Origin of the sequence: Algiphilus aromaticivorans DG1253 (assembly GCF_000733765.1) — a bacterium.
GTDB lineage: Bacteria > Pseudomonadota > Gammaproteobacteria > Nevskiales > Nevskiaceae > Algiphilus > Algiphilus aromaticivorans.
This window is the reverse complement of sequence record NZ_JPOG01000001.1, coordinates 1,529,683-1,556,353: the sequence shown is the minus strand read 5'-3', so window position 1 is coordinate 1,556,353 and position 26,671 is coordinate 1,529,683. Positions and strand designations below refer to the sequence as shown.

Genomic DNA, 26,671 nt, shown 5'->3' with positions numbered 1-26,671 from the left:
GGATGCCCTCTGCCCATCGCCGCCACCATGACTGACGTCAAACAGCCGCATTATCTCTTCGTCACCGGTGGGGTGGTTTCCTCACTAGGTAAGGGTATCGCCGCGGCCTCGCTGGCGGCGGTACTGGAAACGCGCGGACTGAAGGTCCAGATCATCAAGCTGGACCCTTATCTCAATGTGGACGCGGGCACGATGAGCCCCTTCCAGCACGGCGAGGTCTTCGTCACCCGCGACGGCGCCGAGACCGACCTCGACCTTGGCCACTACGAGCGCTTCCTGCACGGCAAAACCAGCAAGCTATCGAATGTCACGACGGGGCAGATCTACCGCAACGTGCTGGAGAAGGAGCGTCGCGGCGACTATCTCGGCTCGACGGTGCAGGTGATTCCGCACGTCACCGACGAAATCCAGATGGCCATCGAACGTGGCGGCGAGGGTGCCGATATCTGCCTCGCCGAGATTGGTGGCACCGTCGGTGACATCGAGTCTCTGCCTTTTCTGGAGGCGATCCGTCAGCTGGGTGTTCGCGTCGGGCGTAAGCGGGCGATGTACATGCATCTGACGCTGCTGCCCTACGTCAGAACTTCCGGCGAGATGAAGACCAAGCCGACACAGCACTCCGTCAAGGAGTTGCGCTCCATCGGTATCCAGCCAGATGTTCTGCTCTGCCGCAGCGACCGCCCGCTGCCGGACACTGAGCGGCGCAAGATCGCCATGTTCACGAATGTCGAAGAACGCTCGGTCATCTCGGCGGTGGATCTGGACGACATCTACAAGATTCCGGCCTGGCTGCATCAGCAAGGGCTGGACGATCTGGTCATCGAGCACTTCGGTCTGCCTGCGCGCAAGTCCGATCTCGCCGCCTGGGATCGTGTCGTGACCTCGCGCGAGGAGCAGGACGGCGAGGTCGAGGTTGCCATGGTTGGCAAGTACGTCGATCTGGCGGATGCCTACATGTCACTCAACGAAGCGCTGGAGCACGCCGGTCGGCACACTGGCGCCAAGGTGCGTATCCGCTACATCGAAGCCGAGACCATTGCCCGCCAGGGCGAGCGCGTATTGCAGGGCTGCGACGCCATCCTCGTACCCGGCGGCTTCGGCGAACGCGGTATCGAGGGCAAGATCACGGCCTGCCGCTACGCCCGCGAGAACGGCATTCCTTACCTGGGGATCTGCCTGGGCATGCAGGTGGCCGTCATCGAGTACGCCCGCCACGTCTGCGGCCTCGAAGGCGCGCATTCCACGGAGATCGACCCGGACTGCCCGCATCCGGTCATCGCCTTGGTAACCGAATGGCACGACCCGGAAGGCTCGGTGCAGCAGCGCACCCTGGAGTCTGCCAAGGGCGGCACCATGCGACTGGGCGCGCAGCGCGCGCGCCTGGCGGCCGGCTCGCGGGCGCGCGCCATCTACAACTCCGAGCTCATCGAGGAACGTCACCGGCACCGCTTCGAGTTCAACAACACTTATCGCGAAAGACTGGAGAAGGCCGGCATGCGGATTTCCGGAGAGACGCCGGAAGATCACCTCGCCGAGGTTGTCGAGCTGGCCGAGCATCCCTGGTTCATCGGCTGCCAGTTCCACCCCGAGTTCTCGTCGACGCCGCGCGAAGGCCATCCGCTGTTCTCCAGCTTCATCAGCGCCGCGCGTGACTACCGCAACTCGCATCAGGTCGTCGAGGCTGCGCAGGCAGCCACCGACGCGCAGGGGGCCGCATGAAGCTCTGCGGGCGTGATATCGGCATCGATCAGCCGCTTTTCCTGATAGCCGGCCCCGATACCCTGGAATCGGAAGCGCTGGCGCTGGAAGTCGCCGCCCATATCAAGCCCATCGCCGAGAAGCTGGGCATCCTCTATATCTTCAAGGGCAGCTTCGACAAGGCCAACCGCACGTCACATACCAGCTACCGCGGGCCCGGTCTGGAGGAAGGCCTGCGCATCATGCAGAAGGTGAAGGACGAGATCGGCGTGCCGGTGCTCACCGATGTCCACGAGGACACGCCGCTGGAACAGCTGGCCGAGGTCATCGACGTCATTCAGACGCCCGCCTTCCTCTGCCGGCAGACCAACTTCATGCAGCGCGTGGCGCGCACTGGTCGACCCGTCAACGTCAAGAAGGGCCAGTTCATGAGCCCCTGGGAGATGGGCAAGGTCATCGACAAGATGACGGCTGTCGCTGATCACAACTTCCTGCTCTGCGAGCGCGGCTTCTCCTTCGGTTACAACAACCTGGTCGTCGACATGCGCGGTCTGGCCGTGATGCGCGACTTCGCGCCGGTGGTCTTCGACGGCACGCACAGCGTGCAGCTTCCGGGCGGGCAGGGCGGCAGCTCGGGCGGCCAGCGCGAGCACATTCCCGTGCTCGCCCGCGCGGCCGTGGCGGCCGGCGTCTCCGGTCTGTTCATGGAGACGCATCCCAAGCCGGAGGAAGCGCTTTGCGACGGCCCGAATTCGCTGCCGCTGGCACGCATCGGCGAGTTGCTGGAGACGCTCGTGGCGCTCGACAGGGTGGTCAAGTCCGCGCCGCTGCTCGAGCAGACCCTCGCTTAGCTGACCGCAGATTTCGTGGGTTCATGTAAATGATGAAAAATAGCTAATAAGCTATTAATAATCTTTAGAACACTTCGAAAACTGCGCTTCCCAACTCTTTCTTCACAAGGGAGCATTCAATGTCCAATATCGTGGCCGTGACCGGCCTGGAAATCATCGATTCGCGCGGTAACCCCACCGTCGAGGCCGAGGTAACGCTGGCCTCCGGTGCGCGCGGTCGCGCCTGCGCGCCCAGCGGCGCCTCCACCGGCGTTCGCGAGGCGGTGGAACTGCGCGACGGCGGCAGCGGCAAGAACGTCCGCTATGGCGGTAAGGGCGTGCGCCAGGCTGTGAAGAATGTCGAGGGCGAGATCGCCAAGGCGGTCACCGGCCTCGATGCCCAGGACCAATTGCTGGTCGACGCCACGATGATTGCGCTCGACGGCACCGACAACAAGGATCGTCTGGGCGCCAACGCCATTCTGGCGGTGAGTCTCGCCACTGCGCACGCCGCCGCCTTCGAGTCGGGCCGTTCCCTGTTCCGGCATATCGGCGGGCTGCAGGCGGTCGGCCTGCCGGTGCCGATGATGAATGTCATTAACGGCGGCGCCCACGCCGACAACAATGTCGACATTCAGGAATTCATGATTCTGCCGGCCGGCGCGCCCAGCTTCTCCGAGGCGTTGCGCTGGGGCGCCGAGACCTTCCACGCGCTGAAGAAGGTGCTTGGCAGCCGCGGCTTGAGCACGGCGGTCGGCGACGAGGGCGGTTTCGCCCCGGATCTGGCGTCCAACAACGACGCTCTCGAGTGCCTGCTCGAAGCCATCGAGGTCGCCGGCTACAAGCCGGGCAAGGACATCTGGCTCGGTCTGGATGTGGCCTCCAGCGAGATTTATTCGGGCGGTAAGTACCACCTGAAGGGCGAGGGCGCCAGCTACGATGCCGCGGGCTTCGTCGACTATCTGGCCGATCTCTGCGACCGTTATCCGGTGATCTCCATCGAGGACGGCTGCGCCGAGGACGACTGGAAGGGTTGGAAGCTGCTCAGCGACAAGCTCGCCGATCGCGTGCAGCTGGTGGGCGACGACCTCTTCGTCACCAATACCAAGATTCTGGCCGAAGGCATCGACAAGGGCATCGGCAACAGCATCCTCATCAAGCCAAATCAGATCGGCACGCTCTCCGAGACGCTGGACGCCATCAATCTGGCGAATCACGCTGGTTATTCCTCGGTGGTCTCGCACCGCTCGGGCGAAACCGAGGACGCCACCATCGCCGATATCGCGGTGGGTACCGTGGCCACACAGATCAAGACCGGTTCGCTGTGCCGCTCGGACCGCATGGCCAAGTACAACCAGCTGCTGCGCATCGAGCGCGAGCTGGGCCGGCAGGCGCATTACCCTGGAACCTCGGCATTTCCGGTGTCTTTGGGGTAGCATCGGCGCATGAAACACGCGCTGGCCATTGTGCTGGGTCTGATGCTGCTGGGATTGCAGTACCGGCTGTGGGTCGGCGTGGGTAGTCTCGCGGATGTTCACCGCATGCACGTGCAGGCCGAGCAGCTGCGTGAGGACATTGATGAGGCCAAGGCGCGCAACGCCGCCGTCGCCGCCGAGATCGATGCGCTGAAAGGCGCCGACGCCGATGCGCTGGAAGCGCTGGCGCGGCGCCAGCTCGGTCTGGTGCGCGAATCGGAAGAGTTCTTCCTCGTCGTCAACGAGCCCTGAAGGCGTCGCAATGAGTGAGGCGGGGGACTGCTGGGCAGTGGTCGTTGCCGCGGGCAGTGGTAGCCGCATGGGCGATGGCGTTCCCAAGCAGTTCCGGCCACTCGCCGGCAGGAGCCTACTGGCCTGGAGCCTGCAGGCGCTGCGCGCTTCGACGCGTATTGCGGGGATTGCCGTCGTGCTGCCGGCCGATGCCAGCCTCGATGACGCCGGCATCGAGGATTCCAAGGGCCTGATTCGAGTCGATGGCGGCGCCGAGCGCATGGATTCGGTGGCCGCGGGCCTGGCGGCGTTGCGTACGGCCGGGGCGGACGAGCAAGCGCACGTGCTGGTGCATGACGGCGCGCGCCCGTGCCTGCCGTCGGAGGCGTTGACGCGGCTGCTGAGTGAGGCCGATGGACCGGATGGTGGCCTGCTCGCGCTACCGATGAGCGATACCGTCAAGCGCGCCAACGGCGATGTGGTGGCCGACACGCTGGACCGCGCCGCGCTCTGGCGCGCGCAGACGCCGCAATGCTTTCCCCTAGGTGTGCTGGCCACGGCCATCGAGTCTGCGAGGGCCGCGGGAGCGGTCTGCAGCGACGAGGCGCAGGCCATGGAGCGCGCGGGTTACCACCCGCGCCTGGTGCGCGGTGACGCCCGCAATATCAAGCTGACGACGCCGGATGATTGGCCGCTGGCGGCCTGGCTACTGGAGCGCGCATGACGGACTGGCGCATCGGCCACGGCTACGACCTGCATCGGCTGAGCGCCGGCCAGGGGCTATGCGTAGGCGGCGTCTTCATCGCCTGCGAACATGCGGTGGTAGCGCATTCCGACGGCGATGTAGCGCTGCACGCGCTCTGCGATGCGCTGCTGGGGGCCGTTGCCCTCGGCGACATCGGCCAGCATTTTCCGGACAGCGATGCGCGCTGGGCCGACGCCGACAGTCGCAGTTTCCTGCGCGAGGTGCGCCGCCTCATCGGCGAGGCCGGCTACGCGCCGGGCAATGTCGATCTCAGCGTGATCGCGCAGGTACCGAGGTTGGCGCCGCATATCGATGCCATGCGAGCGCGCATCGCCGAGGATCTGGCGCTCGATATTGACCGGGTCTCGGTCAAGGCGACCACCAAGGAAGGCGTGGACGCTGTCGGCGAGAAGCGCGCCATCAGCGCGCACGCGGTGGTGCTGGTGGCTCGTGCTCAGCGCGCCGATTGACGCAGCAGCACGATGGCGGCGCCGGCGCCACCCTGCGCCGGCTTGGCGCTGGTAAAGGCGAGCACGTCGCTGCGGTGGCGCAGCCAGCCGTCGAGGCTGCGCTTGAGCACGGGGCCTTCCTGCCCAGAGCGCAGCCCCTTGCCGTGAACGATGCGCACACAGCGCAGGTCGGCCTCGCGGCATTCCAGTAGGAAGCCGCGTACGGCCTGCTTGGCTTCGCGTAGATTCATGCCGTGCAGATCCAGCTCGTCGCTGATGCGGTACTGCCCGCGCTTGAGTCGCCGGAAGACCGATTCGGGCACGCCGGGCGCACGGTACTCGAGGATGTCGCCAGCGGCGATAAGCACATCCTCCGGCGTGTGCTCCAGACTTTCGCGCAGCGCTTCCGCCTCATCGGCCTCGCGCTGTCGCGGCCGTGCATCGGGCGGTGGCGCCTGCTCGGCGATGCGTCGCGGCTGGTGCCGGACGACGCCACGCATCGCCTCGGCGAAGGCCGAGGCGTCGTCGTCGCTGTCGTCGCGATTCCGGTCGTCGGGTGGGCTCGGCTTTTGGGGCATGGCTCGCGCTACAATCGGGGCAGCCCGTGGCGCCGGGCGGAGCGCTGCGGGCCTGGATTCCGGCGGCGCGACCGCGCCGCCGAACACGATGCTATCCGCGGCCCATGGTCGACCACAACGAGTGCGCAGTGTCTGAAGCGTCTACCCAATCCTCATCCTCCGCCAGCGGTTCCCGGACCCGCCTCCTGCTCTCCAACGACGACGGCTACAACGCGCCGGGGCTGCGCGCGTTGGCGGCCGAGTTGGGCAAGGAGTACACGCTCGACATTGTCGCGCCGGATCGCAACCGTAGCGGCGCCAGCAATTCGCTGACGCTTTCGCACCCCTTGCGTGCGCAGCGGCAGGAAGATGGCGTCTGGTGCGTCGAGGGGACCCCCACCGACTGCGTGCATTTGGCGCTGACCGGTCTGCTCGACAAGAAGCCGGCGTTGGTGGTCTCGGGTATCAACAACGGCGCCAATCTCGGCGACGACGTGCTGTATTCGGGCACTGTGGCGGCGGCCATGGAAGGGCGTTTTCTGGGCGCGCCCGCTATCGCGATGTCCTGCACCGAGTTCGAGCCTGAGCACTACGCCACGGCGGCGCGAGTGGCGCGACTGCTGGTCGCCAAGCTGCTGCGCGAGCCGCTGCCGGCGGACACCATTCTCAACGTCAACGTTCCCGATGTGCCCTTCGACGAACTCACGGGCATCGAGGTCGTGCGACTCGGTCGCCGGCATCTCGCCGAGGCCATGGTTCCGGATACCGACCCGCGCGGTCGGCCGATCTACTGGGTGGGGGCGGCCGGACCGGAAGCTGACTGCGGCGCCGGCACGGATTTCGACGCCATTGCCCGCAAGGCCGTGGCCATCACGCCCATCGTGACCGACCTGACCCGCTACGAGGCCATGGAAGGAACGGCTAGCTGGGTGGAGTCGCTGCTGTGATGGCGGCCGGAGCGGGGTCGCGTGCGCCTCTGCTGCCGGATTCGGCGCGCCGCCGGCTGGTCGAGGATCTGCGCAAGCAGGGCGTGACCGATGAGCGCGTGTTGCGGGCCATCGGGCACATTCCCCGCCACGAGTTCGTCTCGGAAGGCATGCGCTGGCGCGCCTACGAGAACACCGCGCTGCCCATCGGGCAGGGGCAGACGATCTCGCAGCCGTTGATCGTCGGGATCATGACGCAGCTGCTGATGGAGGCCAAGCCGAAGCGCGTGCTGGAGATCGGTACGGGCTGTGGCTATCAGGCGGCGGTGCTCGCCGAACTCGTCGGCAATGTCTTCAGTGTCGAGCGCATTCGCGCGCTCAGCCTGCAGGCGCGAGAGACTTTGAAAAGGCTTGGCTACGGCAACGTCGTATGTCAGTACGGTGATGGCACCGGCGGTTGGCCCGGCCATGCGCCTTATGACGGCATTATCGTGACCGCCGGTTCGGCCCAGCTCCCTCAGGCCCTGATCTCGCAGCTGCGCGCAGGTGGGCGGCTGGTCATGCCGCTGGGCGGCAGCGGTGGGCAGAAGCTTATCGTCGCCGACAAACAGTCCGATGGTCGTGTGCAACAGCGGGAGCTGCAGCCCGTGGCCTTCGTGCCGCTGCTGGGGGGTAAGGCGTGAGCGAGGATCCCCTCATTCTGGAAACGGATCGCCCCCGGATCGGCATCTTCCGCCGTATCTACGATTGGATGCTGGCGGCCAGCGCGCACCGGCGCGCGCCCTTCTGGTTGGGCGCGGTGAGCTTTGCGGAAAGCTCCTTCTTTCCGATTCCGCCCGACGTCATGCTGGCACCGATGACGCTGGCGCAACCACAGCGCTGGTGGCGCCTGGCGCTGCTGACGACGGTGACTTCGGTGCTGGGCGGGCTGCTGGGCTATGCCATCGGCCTGGGCATGATGGAGGCAGCGCGTCCCTGGCTGGAAAGCGCGGGCTACATGCAGGGCTTCGAACAGGCCACGGTCTGGTTCCGTGAATGGGGCTTCTGGGCCATGTTCCTGGCCGGCTTCACACCCATTCCCTTCAAGGTCTTCACCATCGCCGCAGGCAGCGTCAGCATGGCGCTGCCCGTCTTCGTGCTCGGTGCCGTCGTCGGCCGCGGCCTGCGCTTCGGACTGGTCGCCGGGCTGGTGCGGCTGCTCGGACCCGCGGCCACGCCCTGGCTGGAGCGACATCTGGAGCGCATCGGCTGGCTGATGGTGGCCGCCACCGTGGCCGTGGCGCTGGTGGTTGCGCTGCGCTGATGCGCTTCCTCGCGCTAGGGTTAGTCGCGCTGCTGCTCACGGCTTGCGCGTCGGCCCTGCGCTGGGAAGGCGGGTCGCGGGACGGTCAATACGAAGTTCGCTCGGGCGATACGCTGTATTCCATCGCGTTGCGGCACGATGTGGATTATCGCGATCTGGCGCGATGGAATGGCATCGGCCGCAACTACCTGATCAAGCCGGGACAGAAGCTCCGCCTGAGCCCGCCCGATGGGGGGGCACCCGCTACGCGCACCGCCGACAGCGGTCGCGGCAGCGATGACGGCGGCAAGACGCGTGGCGGGGATCGCAGCACGACGTCGCGGCCGAGCTCGCAGCCACCGAGCCGGCAGGAGCCCGAGCGATCCGTCGGCGACTGGCAGTGGCCGCTGAAGGGCGAAATCGTGCGCGGCTTCGAGCTACCGTCATCGAAGGGGCTGGATATCGGCGCCGCGGAAGGTGCCCGCGTGCGGGCTGCGGCGGGCGGTCGCGTGGTCTACAGCGGCAGCGCGCTGAAGGGCTATGGCGAGTTGATCATCATCAAGCACAACGAGACCTACCTCAGCGCCTACGGCTACAACCGGCGACGGCTGGCCGAGGAGGGCGACGAGGTGGCGGCTGGCGAAGTGATCGCCGAGGTCGGCAGTGGCCCCGCGCAGAAGTCGATGCTGCATTTCGAGATCCGCAAGGCCGGCAAGCCGGTGGACCCTCTACGCCTGTTGCCCGCCGACGGGTAGAATGTCGGGCTTTCCGCGTCGGCCCAGCGCCGGCGCGCCGTTCCTCGCCATTTCCGAGTCCGCCGTGCAGACCGAGTTCCCGCGCATCCAGCGACTGCCTCCCTACGTCTTCAACATCGTTGGCGATCTGAAGAAGGCGGCCCGAGCCCGCGGCGAGGACATCATCGATTTCGGCATGGGCAACCCGGACGGGCCGACGCCGAAGCACATCGTCGACAAGATGGTGGAGGCTGCGCAGCGGCCCGATACGCATCGCTATTCGGTGTCGCGTGGTGTGCCGCGACTGCGCCGCGCCATCGCGACCTGGTATCAGCAGCACTTCGGCGTCGAGATCGACCCCGAGAACGAGGCCATCGCCACCATTGGCTCCAAGGAAGGCCTGGCGCATCTGGCGCTGGCCACCCTGGGCCCCGGCGATACCGTGCTGGTGCCGAACCCGGCCTATCCGATTCATCCTTACAGCGTGGTCATCGCCGGCGCCGACATCCGGCACGTGCGCATCGGGCCGGACGTGGACTTCTTCGAAGAGCTGCAGCGTGCCATCCGCGAGCTGTGGCCCAAGCCGAAGATGCTGATCCTGAACTTTCCGTCGAATCCGACCACGCAGTGCGTGGAACGCGAGTTCTTCGAGAAGGCCGTCGCCATCGCGCGCGAGCACGAGATGTGGATCGTCCACGATCTGGCCTATGCCGACATCGTCTTCGACGGCTATCGCGCGCCCTCGATCCTGGAAGTGCCGGGCGCCAAGGACGTGGCGGTGGAATCCTTCACGCTGTCCAAGTCCTACAACATGCCGGGCTGGCGCGTCGGCTTCATGGCCGGCAACCGCGAGCTGATCGCCGCGCTGGCGCGCATCAAGAGCTATCTGGATTACGGCATGTTCACACCTATCCAGGTGGCGGCCATTACCGCGCTGGAAGGGCCGCAGGATTGCGTCGCCGAAATCACTGATATCTATCGCGCGCGACGCGATGTGCTCTGTGACGGCCTCAATGCCCTGGGCTGGCCGGTCGAAAAGCCCAAGGCGACGATGTTTGTCTGGGCGCGCATTCCGGAGCCCTTCCGCGCCATGGGCTCGCTGGAATTCTCGAAGAAGCTGCTCTCCGAGGCCAAGGTCGCCGTCTCGCCCGGCGTTGGTTTCGGCGAATACGGCGATGAGTACGTGCGCATCTCGCTGATCGAGAACGAGCACCGCACGCGCCAGGCGCTTCGCGGCATCAAGAAAATGTTTCGGGAGGTGGGTTGATGGCGGAGCCGCTTCGGCTCGGGCTGCTGGGCCTGGGCACGGTCGGGCAGGGCGTAGTGCGGCTGGCGCAGCGCAATGCGGCGCTGATTACCGAGCGCACTGGCCGCCGGGTCGTCATCACGGCCGCCAGTGCGCGCGATACCTCGCGCCAGCGCGACTGCGACCTGAGCGATATCCGCATCGAAACCGATCCGATGGCGGTGGTCCGTGCTGACGACGTCGACGTCGTCGTCGAGTTGATCGGCGGCCTCGATCCGGCCGAAGCGCTGCTGCAGGCCGCCATTGACGCCGGCAAGCCGGTGGTCACGGCCAACAAGGCACTGATCGCCGAACGCGGCAACGCCCTCTTCGAGCGCGCCGCCGCCGCCGGCGTGCCGGTGGCCTTCGAGGCCGCCGTGGCCGGTGGTATCCCGGTCATCAAGGCGCTGCGCGAGGGGCTCGCGGGCAACCGCATCGACGGCCTCAGCGGCATCATCAACGGCACCGGCAACTACATTCTGACGCGCATGGCCGATGAGGGCGTGGCCTTCGACGAGGTGCTGGCCGACGCGCAGCGTCTGGGCTACGCCGAGGCCGACCCCAGCTTCGATGTCGACGGCATCGACGCCGCGCACAAGCTCGCCATCCTCGCCGCCATCGCCTTCGGCATGCCGCTGAGCTTCGATGCAGTCACCTGCGAGGGCATTCGCGGCATCGTCACCAAGGACATCGATCTGGCGCGCCAGCTCGGCTATCGCATCAAGCATCTCGGCATCGCCAAGTGGCGCGGTGATGCCGTCGAGCTGCGCGTGCAGCCGACGCTGCTGCCCGAGACCGAGCTGCTCGCCAAGGTGGATGGCGTGCTCAATACCGTCGTCATCAGCGGCGACGCGGTGGGCGACACTGGCTACTTCGGGCCCGGAGCAGGCGGCGACGCCACTGCCTCGGCGGTCTGGGCCGATATCATCGACATTGCTCGCGACGGTGGTCGTTCGCGCGTGCCGGCGCTGTCCAGTGGTGATGGCGCCATCCGACCAATGCCCGTGCGCAGTCTCGCCGAGACACGCAGCAGTCATTATCTGCGGCTGCAGGTCGCTGACGAGACCGGCGTACTGCGCGCGATTACCTCGATACTGGCGGATCACGCCATCAGCGTCGAAGCCATCTATCAGCGCGAGCCGCGCGGTGGTAAGGATGCGGTCATTGCCATGATCACCTCGGTGGTCAGCGAGTCGCAGGTCATCGAGGCGCTGGATGCCATCAAGCAGCTGGGCTTCGTCCACGGCGAAGTCACCCGTCTGCGCGTCGAGCACCCGGGCGACTGAAATCCAGAGCGCTTTATCATTGAACGCATACTTCGAATATTTTCATAAAATTCATATAATTATAGTTATTTATTCAAGCAGTATGCGATGCTCCTGAAACCGGAATAAAGACACTCATGCCCCATCGTTACACCGGCCTCGTCGAGGCTTATCGCAACCGGCTCCCGATCTCGGCGGAGGCACGCGCCATCAGCCTCGGCGAGGGCAACACGCCGCTTATCGAACTGGATAACCTGGTGCGCGACGTCGGCTTCGGCGGGCGCATCCTGGTCAAGTACGAGGGCCTGAACCCCACCGGCTCCTTCAAGGATCGCGGCATGACGGTGGCCGTGACGCAGGCCGTCGACGAGGGCGCGCGGGCGGTGATCTGCGCCTCCACCGGCAATACTTCGGCTGCTGCTGCTGCCTACGCCGCGCGCGCCGGCATCACCGCGCTGGTGGTGGTGCCCGACGGCAAGATCGCCGCCGGCAAGTTGGCGCAGGCGGTCATGCACGGCGCGGTCATCGTGCAGATCGAAGGCAATTTCGACGCCGGCATGCGCCTGGTCAAGGAAGTCGGCGAGACCAGCCCGGTGACCATCGTCAACTCGATCAATCCCTATCGCCTGCAGGGGCAGAAGACGGCGGCCTTCGAGATCGTGGACGCGCTCGGCGCGGCCCCCGATTATCACTGTCTCCCGGTCGGCAACGCGGGCAACATCACCGCGCACTGGATTGGCTATACCGAAGCCATCGGGCAGGGCACGCCCGCCTGCGCCTTTTGCGCCGGCGATTGCCGTGCACCGCATCCGGCGATGACGGATCGCCGGCCCGTCATGCTGGGCTTTCAGGCCTCCGGTAGCGCGCCCTTCATGCGCGGCGGGCCGGTGGCTGATCCCGATACGGTGGCTACCGCCATCCGTATTGGCGATCCGCAGTCGTGGGAGCCGGCACATGTGGTCCAGAAGGAATCCGGCGGCTGGTTCGACGAGCTTTCCGACGAGGAGATTCTCGATACGCAGGCCAAGCTCGCCGAGCGCGAAGGCGTCTTCTGCGAGCCGGCCTCGGCGGCTTCGCTGGCGGGCGCGTTGCGCGACATCAAGCGCGGCAAGATCGCGGACGGCAGCACCGTTGTCTGCACACTGACCGGCCACGGCCTGAAGGATCCCGAGATCGCCATGCGCGGTGCGCTGGATCACATCGTCAAGGTGCCCGCCGAGCGCGGCGCCATCGCCGACCTGCTGGCCAAGAAGATGGCGTGAGTGGCGACGCCGCAGCGCATCTGCCGCTACTGCGCCGCAATGCTGACGGCGCCGGGGCGCTGCCGGGATCGCTGCATCCGGTGGTGCGGCGGGTCTACGCGGGACGTGGCGTCGCCGAGTCTGCGCAGGCCGACTATGGGTTGAGCCGTCTGCTGCCGCCGGATGGCCTGGGTGGCCTCGATGCGGCTGCCGATTTGCTCGCCGAGGCCGTCTCCGCGGGCCGCCGCATCTGCATTGCCGGCGACTACGATGCCGACGGCGCCACCAGCACGGCGCTGCTGCTGCGCGGTCTGCGCGCTCTGGGTGCCAAGCATCTGGATCACGTCATTCCCGATCGCTTCACGATGGGCTATGGCCTGTCGCCGGCATTGGTCGATGCGGCTCACGCCCGGGAAGCCGAAGTGCTGGTTACGGTGGACTGCGGCATCGCCAATGTCACGGGCGTCGCGCACGCCCAGGCCCTGGGCATGCAGGTCATCGTCACCGACCATCATCTGCCCGGCCCGGAGCTTCCGGCGGCCGACGCCATCGTCAATCCGAATCTTCCCGGCGACGGTTTTCCGAGCAAGGCGCTTGCCGGCGTCGGCGTGGCCTTCTATCTGCTCGCCGCACTACGCGCCCGACTGGGGCGCGACCGGCTGGCGCTGGCCGGTCTGCTCGATCTTGTGGCGCTGGGCACGGTGGCGGACGTCGTGCCGCTGGATCACAACAACCGTGTCTTTGTCGCCCAAGGTCTGGCCCGGATTCGTGCCGGGCGGGCCAGCGCCGGCATCAATGCGCTGCTGCAGATCGCCGGCCGGGAGGCCGAGAACGCCGATGCCGCCACGCTGGGCTTCGTGGTGGGCCCGCGCCTGAACGCCGCTGGCCGGCTCGAGAACATGGGGCAGGGGGTTGCCTGCCTGCTCTGCGACGAGCCGGAGGCCGCCCTGGCCATGGCCGGTGAACTGGACGCGCTGAATCGTTCCCGTCGGGACATCGAGGCGGATATGGTCGCCGGCAGCGAGACCGCCCGTGTGATCGAGGACGCTGTAGGCATCTGCCTCTACGAGGATGGTTGGCACGAAGGGGTGGTCGGTCTGGTTGCCTCGCGCGCCAAGCAGAGCGCGCACCGGCCCGTCATCGCCTTTGCGCCGAGCAGCGAAGAGGGCGTGCTCAAGGGCTCGGCGCGCTCGATCCCCGGCTTGCACATCCGTGACGCCATCGCGGCAGTGGACCGAGCTCAGCCCGAGCTGATCGACAAGTTCGGCGGTCACGCCATGGCTGCCGGGCTCAGCCTTCAACGCAGCCGGCTTGAGGTCTTCGCCGAAGTCTTCGACAAGGTTTGCCGCGAGCAGCTGAGCGAAGCCGATTTGGAGGCGCGCTTCGAGACCGACGGCGCGCTCGGTGCCGAAGAACTGAATCTGGATACGGCCCTGGCCCTGGAAGCGGCCGGGCCGTGGGGGCAGGCCTTCCCCGAGCCGGTCTTCGACGGGCTATTCGTCGTACGCGACGCGCGCATCGTCGGCAGCGACCATGTCCGCTATCGCTTCGACGCCGCCGGCGTGACGGTGGCCGGCATCGATTTCGGCGGTGCCGAGCGCATGGCCGCACCCGGCGCGCGGGTTGCACTGGTCTATCAGCTCAGCGTGAATCGTTTCCGTGGGGAGACGGCGGCGCAGTTGCTGGTGCGAGAGCTGGTCGCTATCGCCTGAGCATCGATTCAGTCGCGCGTCACCGCTGTCAGAGCCGCGCGATCAGGCCGTCGGCGAATTGCTCGGTGCTGGCCTTGCCGCCGAGGTCGCCGGTGCGGATGCCGTCGGTGTTGATGGTGGTGTGCAGTGCGGTGCGCAGGCGTTCGGCGCGCTCGTGCTCGTCGACGTGCTCCAGCATCATCGCGGCGGCCAGCAGCAGTGCGCTGGGGTTGGCGAGGCCCTTGCCGGCGATGTCCGGCGCCGAGCCGTGCACGGCCTCGAAGATGGCAGCGTCCTTGCCGATATTGCCGCCGGGGGCCATGCCGAGGCCGCCGATGAGCCCGGCGATCTGGTCGGAGAGGATGTCGCCGAAGAGATTCGTGGTCAGCAGCACGTCGAACTGCCAGGGGTTCATGACCAGCTGCATGGCGCAGTTGTCGACGATGCGTTCCTCGATGGCGATCTGGCCTTCGTAGCGCTTGCCGACCTCCATCGCCGTTTCCAGGAAGAGTCCGGTCAGCAGCTTGAGGATGTTGGCTTTGTGGACGATGGTGACCTTCTTGCGGCCGTGGCGTGCGGCATAGTCGAAGGTCCACTCGGCGATGCGGCGGCAGCCCTCACGGGTATTGATGCCGGCGCTCTCGGCCACGGCCTTGGGATCGCCGCCAACCGGAATGTAGTGCTCGTAGCCGACGTAGAAACCCTCGAGGTTCTCGCGCACCAGCACCAGATCGATGTCCGCGAAGCGGCCGCCCTCGACGATGGTACGCGCGGGTCGCAAATTGGCGTAGAGCTGGAACTCCTCGCGCAGACGGACGTTGATCGATCGGATGCCCTTACCCACCGGGGTGGTCAGCGGCCCCTTCAGCGCCAGGCCGTTGCGCCGGATGCTATCCAGCGTTGCCTGCGGCAGCGGGTCGCCGTGGCTGTCGACAGCGCTCAGACCGGCGGGCTGGGGTTCCCAGTCGAAAGGTGCGCCGAGCGCGTCGAGAACCCGGCAACTCGCCGCGACGATCTCGGGACCGATACCGTCGCCTTCGAGAAGGGTGACCGGAATGCGCTGCGCAGCCTTCGCCATGGATCGATCTCTTCGTTCGGATGTGCGGCAAGCCTATCGGCAAGAGCGCCGATCGTCACCGCAACTTTGGTCGATTTCATCGTCGGTATGACGCGTGCCTTGACGAAATTCAATATTGGTAGTAAATATACCAAATATGGAAATAAAGACGCTACTAGCGAACAGTCTTTACCAGCTTCTGCGCCCCGTTGCGCGGATTGCCATGCGGCACGGACTGACCACGCGCGATTTCCACGACATCGCAAAGAAGGCCTTCGTGGATGTCGCCCGTGAGGCCTACGGCATCGGTGGTCGCCCGACCAATAAATCCCGGGTTGCCACGCTGACCGGCCTGACACGCGCCGAGGTGGCGCGCCTGGTCGACCTTGACGGCGAAGGCTCTGACGAGCGGCTCGGCGGACGTCACCCGCTCAATCGCGTGGTTACGTACTGGCTGCGTGGTGCGGACTGGACGGATGCGGACGGCCAGCCGCGCGAGCTTCTCGTGGAAGGCGAGTCGGGGAGCTTCAGGGCCCTGGTGCGTGCGGTGGGCTGCGATCTGCCGTGGCAGACGCTGCTGCGCGAGCTGCAGCGCATGGAGATCGTCGAGCGACGCCAGGAGTCCGTACGGCTCTGCAAACGCGGTTTCATTCCGGGCGGTGGTGATGAGGCCGACCGGATTCCTTTCCTCGGCGAGAACGCGGCCGCGCTGGTCGACACCATCGATCACAACCTGCGCGGTGATGAACCACGTATCGAGCGAAAGCTCGTCTTCCGCGGCCTCGACGAGGCCGGATGCCAACGCCTTGAAGCTCTCGTCCGGGAGCAGGGGCAGCAGTGGCTCGAATCCCTCAACAACGATATCGGCGCGACGAGCGCCGAAGACCCCGGCCAGGATCGCTTCACCGGCGTTGGCCTGTATTACTTCGACATGACCCCCCCTGAAGGAGGACCTTACGCATGATCAGCACAGCAGACATCATTCGACGCATGCTCGCGCCGGCTGCCCTCGGCCTGGCAGTCGCGGCCTGCGGCGGGGGCGGGGATACCAATCCGGCCCTCGGCGACGTCAACGGCACCGGAGTGACCTCCAAGGTCTTCGTGCGCGGTGCGGTCACCGGCTTCGGCAGCGTTCGTGTCGGTGAGCGGCGCTTCGTCACCGATGACGCCAATTTCGTCATCCGCGATGCGGGCGGGTCTGAAGAGGCGCTTCGTGTCGGGCAGATCGTCGAGGTCGAGGCCACGCGCGACGACGACGGCACGCTGCGTGCGCAGACCGTACGTTATGACGCCACGATCTCGGGGCCGGTAAGTGCGGTCGACAGCGTTGCAGAGACGCTCACGGTCGCAGGCCAGCACGTACGCGTGGTCCCGGCGACGGTGCTCGACGGCCTCGCGCTGACCGATATCAGCGTCGGTGACCGGCTGGAAGTCAGCGGCCGCCGCACGGTCGGTGAGGGTGTCGCGGCCAGCTACATCGGGCGCGACGACGACCGCGATGAGGTTGAGGTGGTCGGACGCGTGGCTGGCCTGGACGAGGGCGCGCAGAGCTTCCGTATCGGCGAGTTGAGCGTTGACTATTCCGCGGCCGAGCTGGACATCGACGACGACGGGGCACTCATGGACGGGCTGCTCGTCGAGGTTGAAGGCAGTCTCGAAAGCGGCGTCCTTATCGCCGACGAGGTCGACGAGGAGAACGATGACGCCTTCCGCGACTTCCTCGACGAGGACAACACCGAGGTGGAGCTGGAGGGCAGCATCGACGAAGTGATAGACGCCAGCAGTTTCCTGTTGCGCGGCGTGACGGTGCGCTTTGACGGTCGCACCGAGTTCGATGATGGCGGCCCGCAGAATATCGCGGTCGATGCCGCGGTCGAGGTTGAAGGAATCGTCATTGGAGACGGCACGCTGCTTGCGAGCGAGATCTCCTTCGATGACGACTTCGGCAGCGACCGCGACGACGATGCTGGCTCGGTTGAGCTGACCGGTCCAGTGCAGTCAGCCGACGATATGGGCATCGACATCTTCGGCGTACGCGTGGCCGTTGATGCGAGCGCGCGGCTCAGTGACGATCGCGATGATGACCGGCGCTTCGAGCTCGGTGATCTCGCCCAGGGCGACTACGTCGAGATCGCTGCGCGCGAGCCGGCGGACGGTGGCAACCCCCTGCGCGCAGTTCGTGTCGAGCGCGAGGACGACGACGGGGATGACGACAAGATCGATGGCATCGTTCGCAGCTTCGATGAGGCTGCGGGCACTCTGGATGTTTCGGGTGTGCAGGTACAGGTGGACGGCAACACCGCATTCGACGACAGCGACGCCGCCAGCTTCTTCGCCTCCCTCGGCGTCGGTGATCGGGTAGAGGTTGATGGGCGCTACGAAGGTGTCACCGCCGATACCTTCCACGCCACCGAGATCGAGCGCGACGATGACGATGACAGCGATGAAGACAGCGACGATGATACGGATGACGATACTGACGACGACAGCGAGGATTGATAGCGGCAGTAGCTAGTAGGCCGCAATCAGCGAGGTGACATCTTGTCGGATCGCGGAAAGACTGGGCCGGCGCGCAAGCGCCGGCCTTTTTTCTGTGCCGTTCAGCACGATGGCGAAGGCGATCCAGCGACCACTAAGCGTCCGCGCGTAGCCGGCTACCGCGCGCACGCCCACCGGCTCGCTGAGCCAGCCGGTCTTGGCAGCGATGCGCCGTTGCCAGAGCGTATCGCCACCGCGCAGTTGACCAGAGTTGGAGAACGCCGGCACCGGCAGGCTGCCCAGAAAGCTCGGAAACAGCGCCGGGTCGTCGTAGGTCGTTACCAGAAGATCTACCAGATCCCTTGCCGATAGCTTGCTGCTCACCGATAGCCCGCTGCCGCTGTCCAGGAGTGCGGCGGTCTCGGTCGCCGTATCGCTTTTCCGTCCTTCCATAAGCAGGTCCGCTGCCTCGGATAGCGCCAGCGGCGCGCCATTAAGCTCGTGCGCCAGGTGCAGGGTGAGCAGATCGGCCATGTAGTTATTCGAATAGTGCTGCATGCGACGCAGCTGCTCTGCCAGAGGTGCACTTTCAACGCGCGCCAGCTCGTGCAGTTCGCCAATGGCGGTATCGGCTTCGCTGCGCACGCGCGTTTCCCCGGAAACGCGAACGCCCCCGGCGCGCAGCAACTGGCGCAGCACGCGACCGGTATGAGCTGCCGCGTCACCCACCGAGCGCGAGCGTTTCACCGGTGCGTGCCCGCGTGGAATCTGGCCACTGATGTGGAGCAGGGGCGGGCCGGCATCCGGCGTTTCTCGACGCAGCCAAAGCGCCAGCGCACCGTCGGCCGGGACAGTGCGGACATGACCGCGAATCTGCGGCTCGGGCAGATGCGCCGGGGCCAGGCGGACCGTGGCTTCCTGACCGGTCTTGGCGTTCGGGCGGATGGTGACCTCAAGGCTGCCGTAATCGATGCCCGCGGCGGAAAGCGGCCCGTCGAAGGCATAACTGCTCTGTGCGCGCGCCTCGCAGCGATCCCTCGTTTGGCACTCGATGCGTCCGAGCAGGCTCTCGTCGATGATGAGGTCGCCGCTGACATGCGCCACGCCGCGTGCGCGCAGGGCGGCGACCATCGTGCGGAGCTCTTCCCGGCCGAGATCCGGGTCGGCGCCGCCGAGCATCACCAGATCGCCGTCGATACGGCCATCGCCGGTGGGCTCGGCGCCCAGCAGGCGCGTCACGAAGCGGTGCTCCGGTCCCCAGTGACGCAATGCGCCGGCCGCTGTATAGAGCTTGCTGAGCGAGGCGGGAATCAGGCGCGCCGACGGGTTGCGCTGAGCGAGAGTGCGGCCGGTCTCCAGGTCGATAGCCAGTGCGGAAACGCGAGCGCCATCTGCTTCGATCGTGCCGAGTTCCGGCCAATTGGATGGCAGCTGCGCCGACGCGCCAGAGAGGCCTGCCAGCACCAGACCGACAGCGGCCGCGAGCGCGACCGATCCGTTGCGTATGAAAGCTGAATCGGGCATGCGGCGATCTTAGCCCTCATAGAGGGAGTGTTATCGCTTGCGGGCATGGAAGATCACCCGCCATAATTCGGCAAATGACGAATAAAATGCAGCAGAAGGAATCCAGGGAACGAATCGAGCCAAGGCGTGGGCGTCCGTCCGGCGGCGGCGACGCCGAGGCGCGCCGTGAAGCGCTGCTTGCCGCAGCCGTGCGCGTCATCGGGCGTCGCGGCATTGCGGCTGCCAGCACGCGCGCGATCGCAGCCGAGGCTGGCGTGCATGCGGCGATGGTGCACTACCTCTTTCCAGACAAGCAGGCCTTGCTCGCGGCGGTGCTGGAGGCGGTACACGGGCGAACTCGCGCGACGATCGAGCAGGCCTGTCGCGGCGCGCCGTCGCTGGGCGTAGCCCTGGAGCGCCTTGCCGAAGCCTACTGGACGCACGTCTGCGCCGATCCCGAGCTGCAGCGCGCTCAGTACGAGCTGACGCTGGCCGCGCTGCATGGCGGGGCAGGGGCCGATCTGGCACGCCGGCAGTACGAGGGCTACATCGCCATGCTTGCGTGCGCCCTTCGCGCCGCTGACGCCCAGGTGCACGATGAAGCGAGCTTGGATGTCCTCGCCGGAGCGATGGTGGCGATGATGGACGGGCTGATCCTGCAATTCCTGGCCACCGGCGATGCGCACGCCGTGAAGGCGCGTCTGGATGCTGCCGTGGCGATGCTTCGGGCGCAAACGGATGGGGCGACGTCATGAACGATGTCGATTCGGATGTCATCGTGCTGGGTGCCGGCTTCGCGGGGCTGGCGGCGGCGCAGCGGCTTCGCTCCGCCGGCTGCCGGGTGCTGCTGCTGGAGGCGCGCGATCGCGTCGGCGGTCGTGTCATGCCGGGCGAGCTTGCGGGTCGTACTATCGATCTTGGTGGGCAATGGGTTGGGGTCGGCCACGAGCGACTCTCGATGCTGGCCGGCGAGGCCGGGCGTCCCTTGCTGCCGCAGTACACCGAAGGCCAGAAGCTGCTCGCTGCTGGCGGTCGTCAGCGCCGCTACCGCGGGCTGATTCCACCGGTCTCACCGGGGGCACTGCTGGGCATGGGCTGGGCGCTGTGGCGCCTGCGGCGGCTGCAGCAGCGTGTGTCCGCCGCCGCGCCCTGGACTGCGGCAGACGCCGAGCAGTTGGACGCGTGCACTGTCGCGCAGTGGCGCAACCGGAATCTGCCTACAGCGGGCGGCCGCGCACTCTTTGACGTGGCGACGCGTGCGGTGTTTTGCGTCGAACCGGATCAGCTCTCCATGCTGGCCTTTCTGCACTATCTGGCTGCCAATGGCAGCGTCGAGGCACTCACCAGCACCACCGACGGCGCACAGGCCGCGACCGTCGATGGCGGCATGCACGCGTTGGCACGCCATCTCGCCGAGCCCCTGCAGGCGCAGCTGCGCCTGTCCACACCTGTGCAGGCGGTGGATCAGGACGCGGAGGGCGTCAGCGTGCGCGCCGACGGCGTCACCTATCGCGCGCGGCGGCTCATCGTCGCCATGGCGCCGGCACTGTCCGGGCGCATCGCGATGCAGGGCATCAGCGCGGCGCGTGAGCAGCTCGCCCAGCGCATGCCGATGGGCTCGGTCATCAAGTGCCAGATCGCCTACGAGCGTCCCTTCTGGCGCGAACAGGGCCTGTCCGGCGAGTACGTCGGCAGTTCGGCCGTGTTCAGCCCGGTCTTCGACAACTCGCCGGCCGACGGCAGTTGCGGTGCGCTAGTGGGCTTCATCGACGGCACCGAGGCGGTGCGCTGGAGTGGCCAAGCCGAGGCCCGTCGCTGCGCGGTCATCGACAGCCTCGTCGCTGCATTCGGTGCACAAGCCGCGGAGCCGCTCGACTACGTCGACCAGGACTGGATAGCCGATCCCTGGAGCCGCGGCTGTTATACCGGCGTGCCCACGCCGGGCACCCTCAGCCGGTTGGGCCCGGCGCTTCGCGAGCCCTGCGGCGCCGTGCACTGGGCCGGTACCGAGACTGCGGAGGCCTGGTGCGGCTACATCGAGGGCGCGCTGAACTCCGGCGAGCGCGCGGCGGCGGAAGTCCTGGAAGCGATGGCCTGATCTACGGCTGACAGCGTCGGCTGATTGCACCGGCTGGCGGGGCCGGTGTATGTGTGCCTTAGCCCAGCATCTTGGCGGCCTTGCGCAGCGCCGCGGCGAACTGGGCGACGTCTTCGTCGTCGTTGTAGATGGCGAAGGAGGCGCGCGCGCTGCCGGTGAGACCGAAGCGGCTGTGCAGCGGCATCGTGCAGTGGTGACCGACGCGCACGGCCACACCCTGCATATCGAGCAGCGAGCTGATATCCGAGGCGTGGGCCCCGTCGAGGTTGAAGGCGATGATCGCCGCCTTGTCCGGCGCGGTGCCCAGCACGCGCAGGCCCGGAATATCGGCGATGGCGCTCATGGTCTGTTCGAGCAGATGCGTCTCGTGGGCGCGCGCGGCGTCGAGGCCGACCCCCGACACCCAGTCGATGGCCGCTGCGCAGCCGATCGCGCCAGCGATATGCGGCGTGCCGGCCTCGAAGCGCGCTGGCGGCTCGGCGAAGGTCGTGCCCTCGAAGCTGACGGTATCGATCATGTCGCCGCCGCCCTGCCAGGGCGGCATGGCGTCGAGATGCTCCGGCTTCGCCAGCAGCACGCCGAAGCCGGTCGGGCCGTAGAGCTTGTGTGAGGAAAAGCTATAGAAGTCTGCACCAAGATCATGAAAATTCAGTGGAATATGCGCAACAGCCTGGGCGCCATCGATGAGGGTGAGCACGCCGGCGGCGCGTGCCATCTCGACCATTTCGGCGATCGGATTCACCGTGCCGAGGGTGTTCGAGACGTGCACGAAGGCGGCCATGCGTGTGCGCGGGCCGAGTCGTTCCCGCCAGGTGTCGATATCCAGGCTGCCGTCATCGCGCACCGGCGCGACCACGATCTTCGCGCCCGTGCGCTCGGCGACGAGCTGCCAGGGCACGATGTTGGCGTGGTGCTCCATCTCGGTGAGCAGGATCTCGTCGCCCGCTTCGAGCTTGGGCAGCAGATAGCTGTAGGCGACCAGATTGATGGCCTCGGTAGTGCCGCGTGTGAAGACCGTGGCTTCCGGGGTGTGGCCGCAGAAGCGGGCGATGGTGGCGCGGGCGTCTTCGTAGGCCTGCGTGGCGCGCGCGGCCAGCGCGTGCACTCCGCGGTGGACATTGCTGTTATCAAAGCGGTAGTAGCCGTCGATCACCTTCAGCACCGCTTCGGGCTTCTGCGTGGTGGCGGCATTGTCGAGGTAGGCCAGGCGCTTGTCCTCGTGCACGCGCTGGGCGAGCACCGGGAACTGCGTGCGCACGGCGGCTACGTCGATAGGGGCGGTAAGGGTATCGGGAGCATTCACGGCGTCTCGCTCCAGTCGGCGTGCTGTAGCGCGTTGTCCAGCGCCTTGAGCAGATCCGCGTGTGCACCCTCGTTCGCGGGAAAGGCGAGGGTCTCGGCCGCAAAGCCGCTGATTAGCATCGCGCGCGCCGTGGCGCGGTCAATGCCGCGTGTCTGCAGATAGTGCAGGGCGTTCTCGTCAATCTGGCCGATGGCATTACCGTGCGCGCAGACGACGTCGTCGGCGTAGATCTCCAGCTCAGGCTTGGCGTTGATGCGTGCCTTCGGCGAGAGCAACAGCCCGGCGAGCTGCTGGTCCGAGTCGGCCCTCTGCGCGTCGCGATGCACGTGCACGCGCCCGGTCAGCAGGCCAGTGCCCTTTTCCATTCCGAGGCCGCGGAAGTGCATGCGGCTGACGGTCTCGCGACTGGCGTGGTCGACACTGGCGAAGGTGTCGATGTGGCCCTTGGCGAAGGGTGCGTAAACACCATTGAGGAGGACCCGTGCCCCAGGCGCGTCGAGCATGATCTGCAGGTTGTGTCGGCTCAAGCCGGAGCCGGCGTCAAAGCCCGTCATGTTCAACGTCGCTCCCGCCGCAAGTCGCGCCTCGCTGCGCAGCAACTGCGGTCCACCGGCGTTGTTGAGGTGGCTGCGCGCCACGTCGAGCCGGGCGTTGTCGTCGAGCTGGATCTCCAGCGTCTGCGTGCCGAAGTCGGCATCCGTCTCGGCGAGATCGTCCCAGTAGAGCACGGCGTGGGCGCCGGTCGGAACGTGGATGCGATGGCGCAGATGCACCGAACCTTCGGTGCTGCGCGTGCAGAGATGCAGTGCCGTGTCATCGCCCTCGGGTTGCCACTGCAAGCCCGAGGCGGCGAGTGCGGCATTGACCAGGTCGCTGGGATCGCTCACCGACGTTGCCGGCGCCTCGAGGCGCTCGCGGTCATCGACACTCTGGGTGTGTCCGTTGATGAAGCCCACGCGCCGCAAGCCCTCAAAGCTCGGCAGCTCGATCTGCGCCGGGCCCGGGCTCGTCGGCGGCTCGGCCACTGCGCCGGCGAGATCGGTAAAGCGCCAGCGCTCATGCTTCGTGCCTGGAAAGCCTTCCGCGACGAGCCGATCCCAGAAAGCACGGCGCGCCGCGCGCTTGTCCTCTGGCAGGCGCTCGAAGAGAGGCTGGAGTTGGTCGGTCAGGCTCATGCCGCGCTGTTCTCGATGCCGGCGTAGCCGTGGGCCTCGAGCTCGCGCGCCAGATCCGGGCCACCGCTCTTGCTGATGCGGCCCTCGGCCAGCACATGTACGCGGTCCGGCTCGACGTAGTCGAGCAGGCGCTGATAGTGCGTGATGAGCAGGATGGCGCGCTCGGGGCCGCGCATGGTGTTGATGCCTTGCGCAACGGTCTTCAGCGCATCGATATCCAGGCCGGAGTCGGTCTCGTCGAGGATGATCATGCGCGGTCCGAGCACAAGCATTTGCAGAATCTCGTTGCGCTTCTTCTCGCCGCCAGAAAAGCCCTCGTTCACGCCCCGGTGGAGCATGTCCTTGTCCATGCCGACCGTGTCGAGGTGCTGGCGCACATGCTTGAGGAAGGCCATGGCGTCGAGCTCTTCCTCGCCGCGAGCCTTGCGCTGAGCGTTGTAGGCTGCGCGCAGGAATTGGATATTGCTGACGCCCGGGATTTCCACCGGGTATTGGAAGCCCAGGAAGAGCCCGGCCGAGGCGCGCTCGGCGGTGTCCATCTTGAGCAGATCGCGGTCGTCCAGCGTGACACTACCTTCGGTGGCGTCGTAGCCCTCGCGTCCGGCCAGCACGTGGCCGAGCGTGGACTTGCCGGCGCCGTTGGGGCCCATGATGGCGTGGACCTCGCCGGCGTTGATGCTCAGATCCAGGCCCTTGAGGATGGGCTCGTCGTGGATGCTGGCGTGGAGATTCTTGATTTCGAGCATGGTTAGAACCGCAGATTTCGCAGATTGGAAAGATTTAAAGGCGATGAACGATGCGCCGGTATTGCAGACTGGATGGCTTGAAGTTGAGCAATAGCGCCTTCTTCAAGCCAGTGGCTTTTAGGTAATTGATGGCTTGCGCCTGATCGGGCGCACCGAGCTGATCGACAGTCTTCAACTCGACAATGATGCTGTCGAAGCAGATTAGATCGGCGCGGTAGTTCGTCCGCAGGGGCGCGCCCTTGTAATGAATCGGCAGTGGAGCCTGACTGCGAAAAGATATTTCACGCATGGTCAACTCGTGTTCCAGCGCGTCCTGGTAGACCGCTTCGAGAAAGCCGCTTCCGAGCTCGCGATGGGCCTCCATTGCCGCATCGATGACTGCGAAGGTTTCCGGATCACGCTTCTCGGAAGAAGCTGCGGCAATCTGTGAAATCTGTGGTTCCAAGACCGATCACCCCACAGCGCCTTCGAGCGAAACCTGGAGCAGCTTGCCGGCCTCGACGGCGAACTCCATGGGCAGCTCCTTGAAGACGTCGCGGCAGAAGCCGTTGACGATCATCGACACGGCGTCCTCCTCCGAGAGGCCGCGGCTGGTCAGGTAATAGAGCTGCTCCTCGCCAATGCGCGAGGTGGTGGCCTCGTGCTCCAGCTGGCCGCTCATGTTGCGCACTTCCGTGTAAGGGAAGGTGTGCGCGCCGCACTGGTCGCCGATGAGCAGCGAGTCGCACTGCGTGTGATTGCGTGCGCCGTCGGCGGACTCGATCATGCGCACCAGTCCGCGATAGGACTGGTTGGAGCGACCGGCGGAGATGCCCTTGGAGACGATGGTCGATCGGGTGTTCTTGCCGATGTGCATCATCTTGGTGCCGGTATCGGCCTGCTGGCGGCCGTTGGTGACGGCCACCGAGTAGAACTCGCCGCGGGAATCGTCGCCCCGGAGCAGGCAGCTCGGATACTTCCAGGTGATGGCCGAACCGGTCTCGACCTGCGTCCAGGAGATGTGCGAGCGCTTGCCGCGGCAGTCACCGCGCTTGGTGACGAAGTTGTAGATGCCACCCTTGCCGTTCTCGTCGCCGGGATACCAGTTCTGCACCGTCGAGTACTTGATGTCGGCGTCGTCCAGCGCCACCAGCTCGACAACCGCGGCGTGCAGCTGGTTCTCGTCGCGCTGCGGCGCCGTGCAGCCCTCAAGATAGGAGACCGATGCCCCCTCCTCGCAGATGATGAGGGTGCGCTCGAACTGGCCGGTATTGCGCTCGTTGATGCGGAAGTAGGTCGACAGCTCCATCGGGCAGGTCACACCCTTGGGTACGTAGACGAAACTGCCGTCGGTGAACACGGCCGTGTTCAGCGCGGCGAAGAAGTTGTCGCCGAAGGGAACGACCGTGCCGAGGTACTTGCGCACCAGTTCCGGATATTCCTGCACAGCCTCGGAGATCGGGCAGAAGATCACGCCGGCCTCGGCCAGCTTCTCCTTGAAGGTGGTCGCCACTGATACCGAGTCGAAGACGACATCCATCGCCACGCCGGCGAGCATCTTCTGCTCCTCCAGTGGAATGCCGAGCTTGTCGTAGGTCTCCAGCAGTTTGGGGTCGACCTCGTCCAGCGACTTCGGGCCGTCAGCCATGGACTTGGGCGTGCTGTAGTAGCTGATGGCCTGATAGTCGATGGGCGGATAGTCCAGATGCGCCCAGCTGGGTGTTTCCATCTTCAGCCAGCGGCGATAGGCCTTGAGGCGGAAGTCGAGCATCCACTGCGGCTCGCCCTTCTTGGCCGAGATGGCGCTGATGACATCCTCGGAAAGGCCCGGCGGGACGGTATCCGATTCGATATCCGTGACGAAGCCCGCGCTGTACTCGCGGGTCTTCAGCATTTGTTCGAGCTCTTGGGTCGTGGCCATGG

General features: G+C 66.2%; 26 protein-coding genes. 18 read left to right on the top strand and 8 right to left on the bottom strand.

Annotated features, from left to right (window positions below; all coding sequences use genetic code 11):
- Positions 1–27: 27 nt before the first annotated feature.
- The 6 genes from U743_RS07205 (at position 28) to ispF (ending at position 5,449) form a co-directional block, all read left to right on the top strand.
- Positions 28–1,719: a CTP synthase gene (locus tag U743_RS07205; protein WP_043766850.1), complete on the top strand. Its 1,692-nt coding sequence runs from the start codon at positions 28–30 to the stop codon at positions 1,717–1,719.
- A complete protein-coding gene (gene kdsA / locus U743_RS07200; protein WP_043766845.1) occupies positions 1,716–2,549 on the top strand; it encodes a 3-deoxy-8-phosphooctulonate synthase in 834 nt (277 codons plus the stop codon). Before U743_RS07205 ends, kdsA begins: the two co-directional genes overlap by 4 nt.
- Before the next feature lie 119 nt (positions 2,550–2,668).
- Positions 2,669–3,964 carry a phosphopyruvate hydratase gene (eno, locus tag U743_RS07195; RefSeq protein ID WP_043766842.1) on the top strand — a complete coding sequence of 432 codons (1,296 nt, stop codon included), beginning with the start codon at positions 2,669–2,671 and terminating at the stop codon, positions 3,962–3,964.
- Positions 3,965–3,973: 9 nt separating this feature from the next.
- A complete protein-coding gene (locus U743_RS07190; RefSeq protein ID WP_043766840.1) occupies positions 3,974–4,255 on the top strand; it encodes an FtsB family cell division protein in 282 nt (93 codons plus the stop codon).
- Between the two features lie 10 nt (positions 4,256–4,265).
- Complete coding sequence (gene ispD, locus U743_RS07185; RefSeq protein ID WP_043766837.1) at positions 4,266–4,958, top strand: 2-C-methyl-D-erythritol 4-phosphate cytidylyltransferase; 693 nt, start codon at positions 4,266–4,268, stop codon at positions 4,956–4,958.
- Positions 4,955–5,449 (top strand): 2-C-methyl-D-erythritol 2,4-cyclodiphosphate synthase, encoded by a 495-nt coding sequence (gene ispF, locus U743_RS07180; protein ID WP_043766834.1) that lies wholly within the window; start codon positions 4,955–4,957, stop codon positions 5,447–5,449. Before ispD ends, ispF begins: the two co-directional genes overlap by 4 nt.
- Here the strand turns inward: ispF and U743_RS07175 are convergent.
- Entirely contained in the window at positions 5,434–6,006 is a 573-nt protein-coding gene (locus tag U743_RS07175) for a Smr/MutS family protein (RefSeq protein WP_052367653.1), read from the bottom strand. The two genes, ispF and U743_RS07175, sit on opposite strands and share 16 nt — an antisense overlap.
- 128 nt (positions 6,007–6,134) lie before the next feature.
- Between U743_RS07175 and surE the strand changes: the two genes are divergently transcribed.
- From surE to recJ, 8 genes are all read left to right on the top strand, one after another.
- Positions 6,135–6,932, top strand: a complete 798-nt coding sequence (gene surE / locus U743_RS07170; RefSeq protein WP_052368403.1) for a 5'/3'-nucleotidase SurE — start codon at positions 6,135–6,137, stop codon at positions 6,930–6,932.
- Positions 6,932–7,594: a protein-L-isoaspartate(D-aspartate) O-methyltransferase gene (locus U743_RS07165; RefSeq protein ID WP_043766828.1), complete on the top strand. Its 663-nt coding sequence runs from the start codon at positions 6,932–6,934 to the stop codon at positions 7,592–7,594. Before surE ends, U743_RS07165 begins: the two co-directional genes overlap by 1 nt.
- A gap of 38 nt (positions 7,595–7,632) precedes the next feature.
- Positions 7,633–8,214, top strand: coding sequence for a YqaA family protein (locus tag U743_RS07160; protein WP_043771530.1), 582 nt, complete (start codon positions 7,633–7,635; stop codon positions 8,212–8,214).
- Positions 8,214–8,948 (top strand): peptidoglycan DD-metalloendopeptidase family protein, encoded by a 735-nt coding sequence (locus U743_RS07155; RefSeq protein ID WP_043766824.1) that lies wholly within the window; start codon positions 8,214–8,216, stop codon positions 8,946–8,948. Before U743_RS07160 ends, U743_RS07155 begins: the two co-directional genes overlap by 1 nt.
- A 64-nt stretch (positions 8,949–9,012) precedes the next feature.
- Positions 9,013–10,194: an alanine transaminase gene (alaC, locus tag U743_RS07150; protein ID WP_052368402.1), complete on the top strand. Its 1,182-nt coding sequence runs from the start codon at positions 9,013–9,015 to the stop codon at positions 10,192–10,194.
- Complete coding sequence (locus U743_RS07145; RefSeq protein ID WP_043766820.1) at positions 10,194–11,498, top strand: homoserine dehydrogenase; 1,305 nt, start codon at positions 10,194–10,196, stop codon at positions 11,496–11,498. The genes alaC and U743_RS07145 overlap by 1 nt, the downstream gene beginning before the upstream one ends.
- A 116-nt stretch (positions 11,499–11,614) precedes the next feature.
- Positions 11,615–12,739 carry a threonine synthase gene (gene thrC, locus U743_RS07140; RefSeq protein ID WP_043766816.1) on the top strand — a complete coding sequence of 375 codons (1,125 nt, stop codon included), beginning with the start codon at positions 11,615–11,617 and terminating at the stop codon, positions 12,737–12,739.
- Positions 12,740–12,759: 20 nt separating this feature from the next.
- Positions 12,760–14,430 (top strand): single-stranded-DNA-specific exonuclease RecJ, encoded by a 1,671-nt coding sequence (recJ, locus tag U743_RS07135; RefSeq protein WP_198022136.1) that lies wholly within the window; start codon positions 12,760–12,762, stop codon positions 14,428–14,430.
- A 28-nt stretch (positions 14,431–14,458) separates the two neighbouring features.
- Here recJ and U743_RS07130 read toward each other — a convergent pair whose 3' ends face one another.
- On the bottom strand, positions 14,459–15,487 hold the full coding sequence (locus U743_RS07130) for an isocitrate/isopropylmalate dehydrogenase family protein (protein ID WP_043766813.1): 1,029 nt from the start codon (positions 15,485–15,487) through the stop codon (positions 14,459–14,461).
- Between the two features lie 136 nt (positions 15,488–15,623).
- On the opposite strand from U743_RS07130, the gene U743_RS07125 reads away from it, so the two are divergent.
- Both U743_RS07125 and U743_RS07120 read left to right on the top strand, forming a co-directional pair.
- Positions 15,624–16,430: a DUF6502 family protein gene (locus U743_RS07125; RefSeq protein ID WP_269530621.1), complete on the top strand. Its 807-nt coding sequence runs from the start codon at positions 15,624–15,626 to the stop codon at positions 16,428–16,430.
- Positions 16,427–17,965: a DUF5666 domain-containing protein gene (locus U743_RS07120; protein ID WP_043766807.1), complete on the top strand. Its 1,539-nt coding sequence runs from the start codon at positions 16,427–16,429 to the stop codon at positions 17,963–17,965. The genes U743_RS07125 and U743_RS07120 overlap by 4 nt, the downstream gene beginning before the upstream one ends.
- A gap of 12 nt (positions 17,966–17,977) precedes the next feature.
- Here U743_RS07120 and dacB read toward each other — a convergent pair whose 3' ends face one another.
- Positions 17,978–19,468, bottom strand: a complete 1,491-nt coding sequence (gene dacB / locus U743_RS07115; protein ID WP_043766805.1) for a D-alanyl-D-alanine carboxypeptidase/D-alanyl-D-alanine endopeptidase — start codon at positions 19,466–19,468, stop codon at positions 17,978–17,980.
- Between the two features lie 86 nt (positions 19,469–19,554).
- Between dacB and U743_RS07110 the strand changes: the two genes are divergently transcribed.
- Together U743_RS07110 and U743_RS07105 are read left to right on the top strand one after the other, a co-directional pair.
- Positions 19,555–20,202: a TetR/AcrR family transcriptional regulator gene (locus tag U743_RS07110; RefSeq protein WP_052367651.1), complete on the top strand. Its 648-nt coding sequence runs from the start codon at positions 19,555–19,557 to the stop codon at positions 20,200–20,202.
- Positions 20,199–21,545, top strand: coding sequence for a flavin monoamine oxidase family protein (locus U743_RS07105; protein WP_043766803.1), 1,347 nt, complete (start codon positions 20,199–20,201; stop codon positions 21,543–21,545). Before U743_RS07110 ends, U743_RS07105 begins: the two co-directional genes overlap by 4 nt.
- 58 nt (positions 21,546–21,603) lie before the next feature.
- On the opposite strand, the gene U743_RS07100 is transcribed toward U743_RS07105, so the two are convergent.
- Genes U743_RS07100 through sufB form a run of 5 tightly spaced genes read right to left on the bottom strand, consistent with a single transcriptional unit; the run spans position 21,604 to position 26,669 of the window.
- Positions 21,604–22,848: an aminotransferase class V-fold PLP-dependent enzyme gene (locus U743_RS07100; protein WP_043766800.1), complete on the bottom strand. Its 1,245-nt coding sequence runs from the start codon at positions 22,846–22,848 to the stop codon at positions 21,604–21,606.
- Positions 22,845–24,023, bottom strand: a complete 1,179-nt coding sequence (locus U743_RS18025) for a SufB/SufD family protein (protein WP_052367649.1) — start codon at positions 24,021–24,023, stop codon at positions 22,845–22,847. Before U743_RS18025 ends, U743_RS07100 begins: the two co-directional genes overlap by 4 nt.
- Positions 24,020–24,769 (bottom strand): Fe-S cluster assembly ATPase SufC, encoded by a 750-nt coding sequence (sufC, locus tag U743_RS07090; protein ID WP_043766798.1) that lies wholly within the window; start codon positions 24,767–24,769, stop codon positions 24,020–24,022. Before sufC ends, U743_RS18025 begins: the two co-directional genes overlap by 4 nt.
- A gap of 34 nt (positions 24,770–24,803) precedes the next feature.
- Positions 24,804–25,214: a GxxExxY protein gene (locus tag U743_RS07085; RefSeq protein WP_084191420.1), complete on the bottom strand. Its 411-nt coding sequence runs from the start codon at positions 25,212–25,214 to the stop codon at positions 24,804–24,806.
- A 6-nt stretch (positions 25,215–25,220) separates the two neighbouring features.
- Positions 25,221–26,669 (bottom strand): Fe-S cluster assembly protein SufB, encoded by a 1,449-nt coding sequence (gene sufB, locus U743_RS07080; RefSeq protein ID WP_043766794.1) that lies wholly within the window; start codon positions 26,667–26,669, stop codon positions 25,221–25,223.
- Positions 26,670–26,671: the final 2 nt, after the last annotated feature.

Bases quoted from the DNA above. Each gene is read 5' to 3' on its own strand.
- U743_RS07205 (WP_043766850.1), top strand. From the start codon at position 28: ATGACTGACGTCAAACAGCCGCATTATCTCTTCGTCACCGGTGGGGTG.
- kdsA (WP_043766845.1), top strand. From the start codon at position 1,716: ATGAAGCTCTGCGGGCGTGATATCGGCATCGATCAGCCGCTTTTCCTG.
- eno (WP_043766842.1), top strand. From the start codon at position 2,669: ATGTCCAATATCGTGGCCGTGACCGGCCTGGAAATCATCGATTCGCGC.
- U743_RS07190 (WP_043766840.1), top strand. From the start codon at position 3,974: ATGAAACACGCGCTGGCCATTGTGCTGGGTCTGATGCTGCTGGGATTG.
- ispD (WP_043766837.1), top strand. From the start codon at position 4,266: ATGAGTGAGGCGGGGGACTGCTGGGCAGTGGTCGTTGCCGCGGGCAGT.
- ispF (WP_043766834.1), top strand. From the start codon at position 4,955: ATGACGGACTGGCGCATCGGCCACGGCTACGACCTGCATCGGCTGAGC.
- U743_RS07175 (WP_052367653.1), bottom strand. From the start codon at position 6,006: ATGCCCCAAAAGCCGAGCCCACCCGACGACCGGAATCGCGACGACAGC.
- U743_RS07165 (WP_043766828.1), top strand. From the start codon at position 6,932: ATGGCGGCCGGAGCGGGGTCGCGTGCGCCTCTGCTGCCGGATTCGGCG.
- U743_RS07155 (WP_043766824.1), top strand. From the start codon at position 8,214: ATGCGCTTCCTCGCGCTAGGGTTAGTCGCGCTGCTGCTCACGGCTTGC.
- U743_RS07145 (WP_043766820.1), top strand. From the start codon at position 10,194: ATGGCGGAGCCGCTTCGGCTCGGGCTGCTGGGCCTGGGCACGGTCGGG.
- thrC (WP_043766816.1), top strand. From the start codon at position 11,615: ATGCCCCATCGTTACACCGGCCTCGTCGAGGCTTATCGCAACCGGCTC.
- U743_RS07130 (WP_043766813.1), bottom strand. From the start codon at position 15,487: ATGGCGAAGGCTGCGCAGCGCATTCCGGTCACCCTTCTCGAAGGCGAC.
- U743_RS07125 (WP_269530621.1), top strand. From the start codon at position 15,624: ATGGAAATAAAGACGCTACTAGCGAACAGTCTTTACCAGCTTCTGCGC.
- U743_RS07120 (WP_043766807.1), top strand. From the start codon at position 16,427: ATGATCAGCACAGCAGACATCATTCGACGCATGCTCGCGCCGGCTGCC.
- dacB (WP_043766805.1), bottom strand. From the start codon at position 19,468: ATGCCCGATTCAGCTTTCATACGCAACGGATCGGTCGCGCTCGCGGCC.
- U743_RS07110 (WP_052367651.1), top strand. From the start codon at position 19,555: ATGCAGCAGAAGGAATCCAGGGAACGAATCGAGCCAAGGCGTGGGCGT.
- U743_RS07105 (WP_043766803.1), top strand. From the start codon at position 20,199: ATGAACGATGTCGATTCGGATGTCATCGTGCTGGGTGCCGGCTTCGCG.
- U743_RS18025 (WP_052367649.1), bottom strand. From the start codon at position 24,023: ATGAGCCTGACCGACCAACTCCAGCCTCTCTTCGAGCGCCTGCCAGAG.
- sufC (WP_043766798.1), bottom strand. From the start codon at position 24,769: ATGCTCGAAATCAAGAATCTCCACGCCAGCATCCACGACGAGCCCATC.
- sufB (WP_043766794.1), bottom strand. From the start codon at position 26,669: ATGGCCACGACCCAAGAGCTCGAACAAATGCTGAAGACCCGCGAGTAC.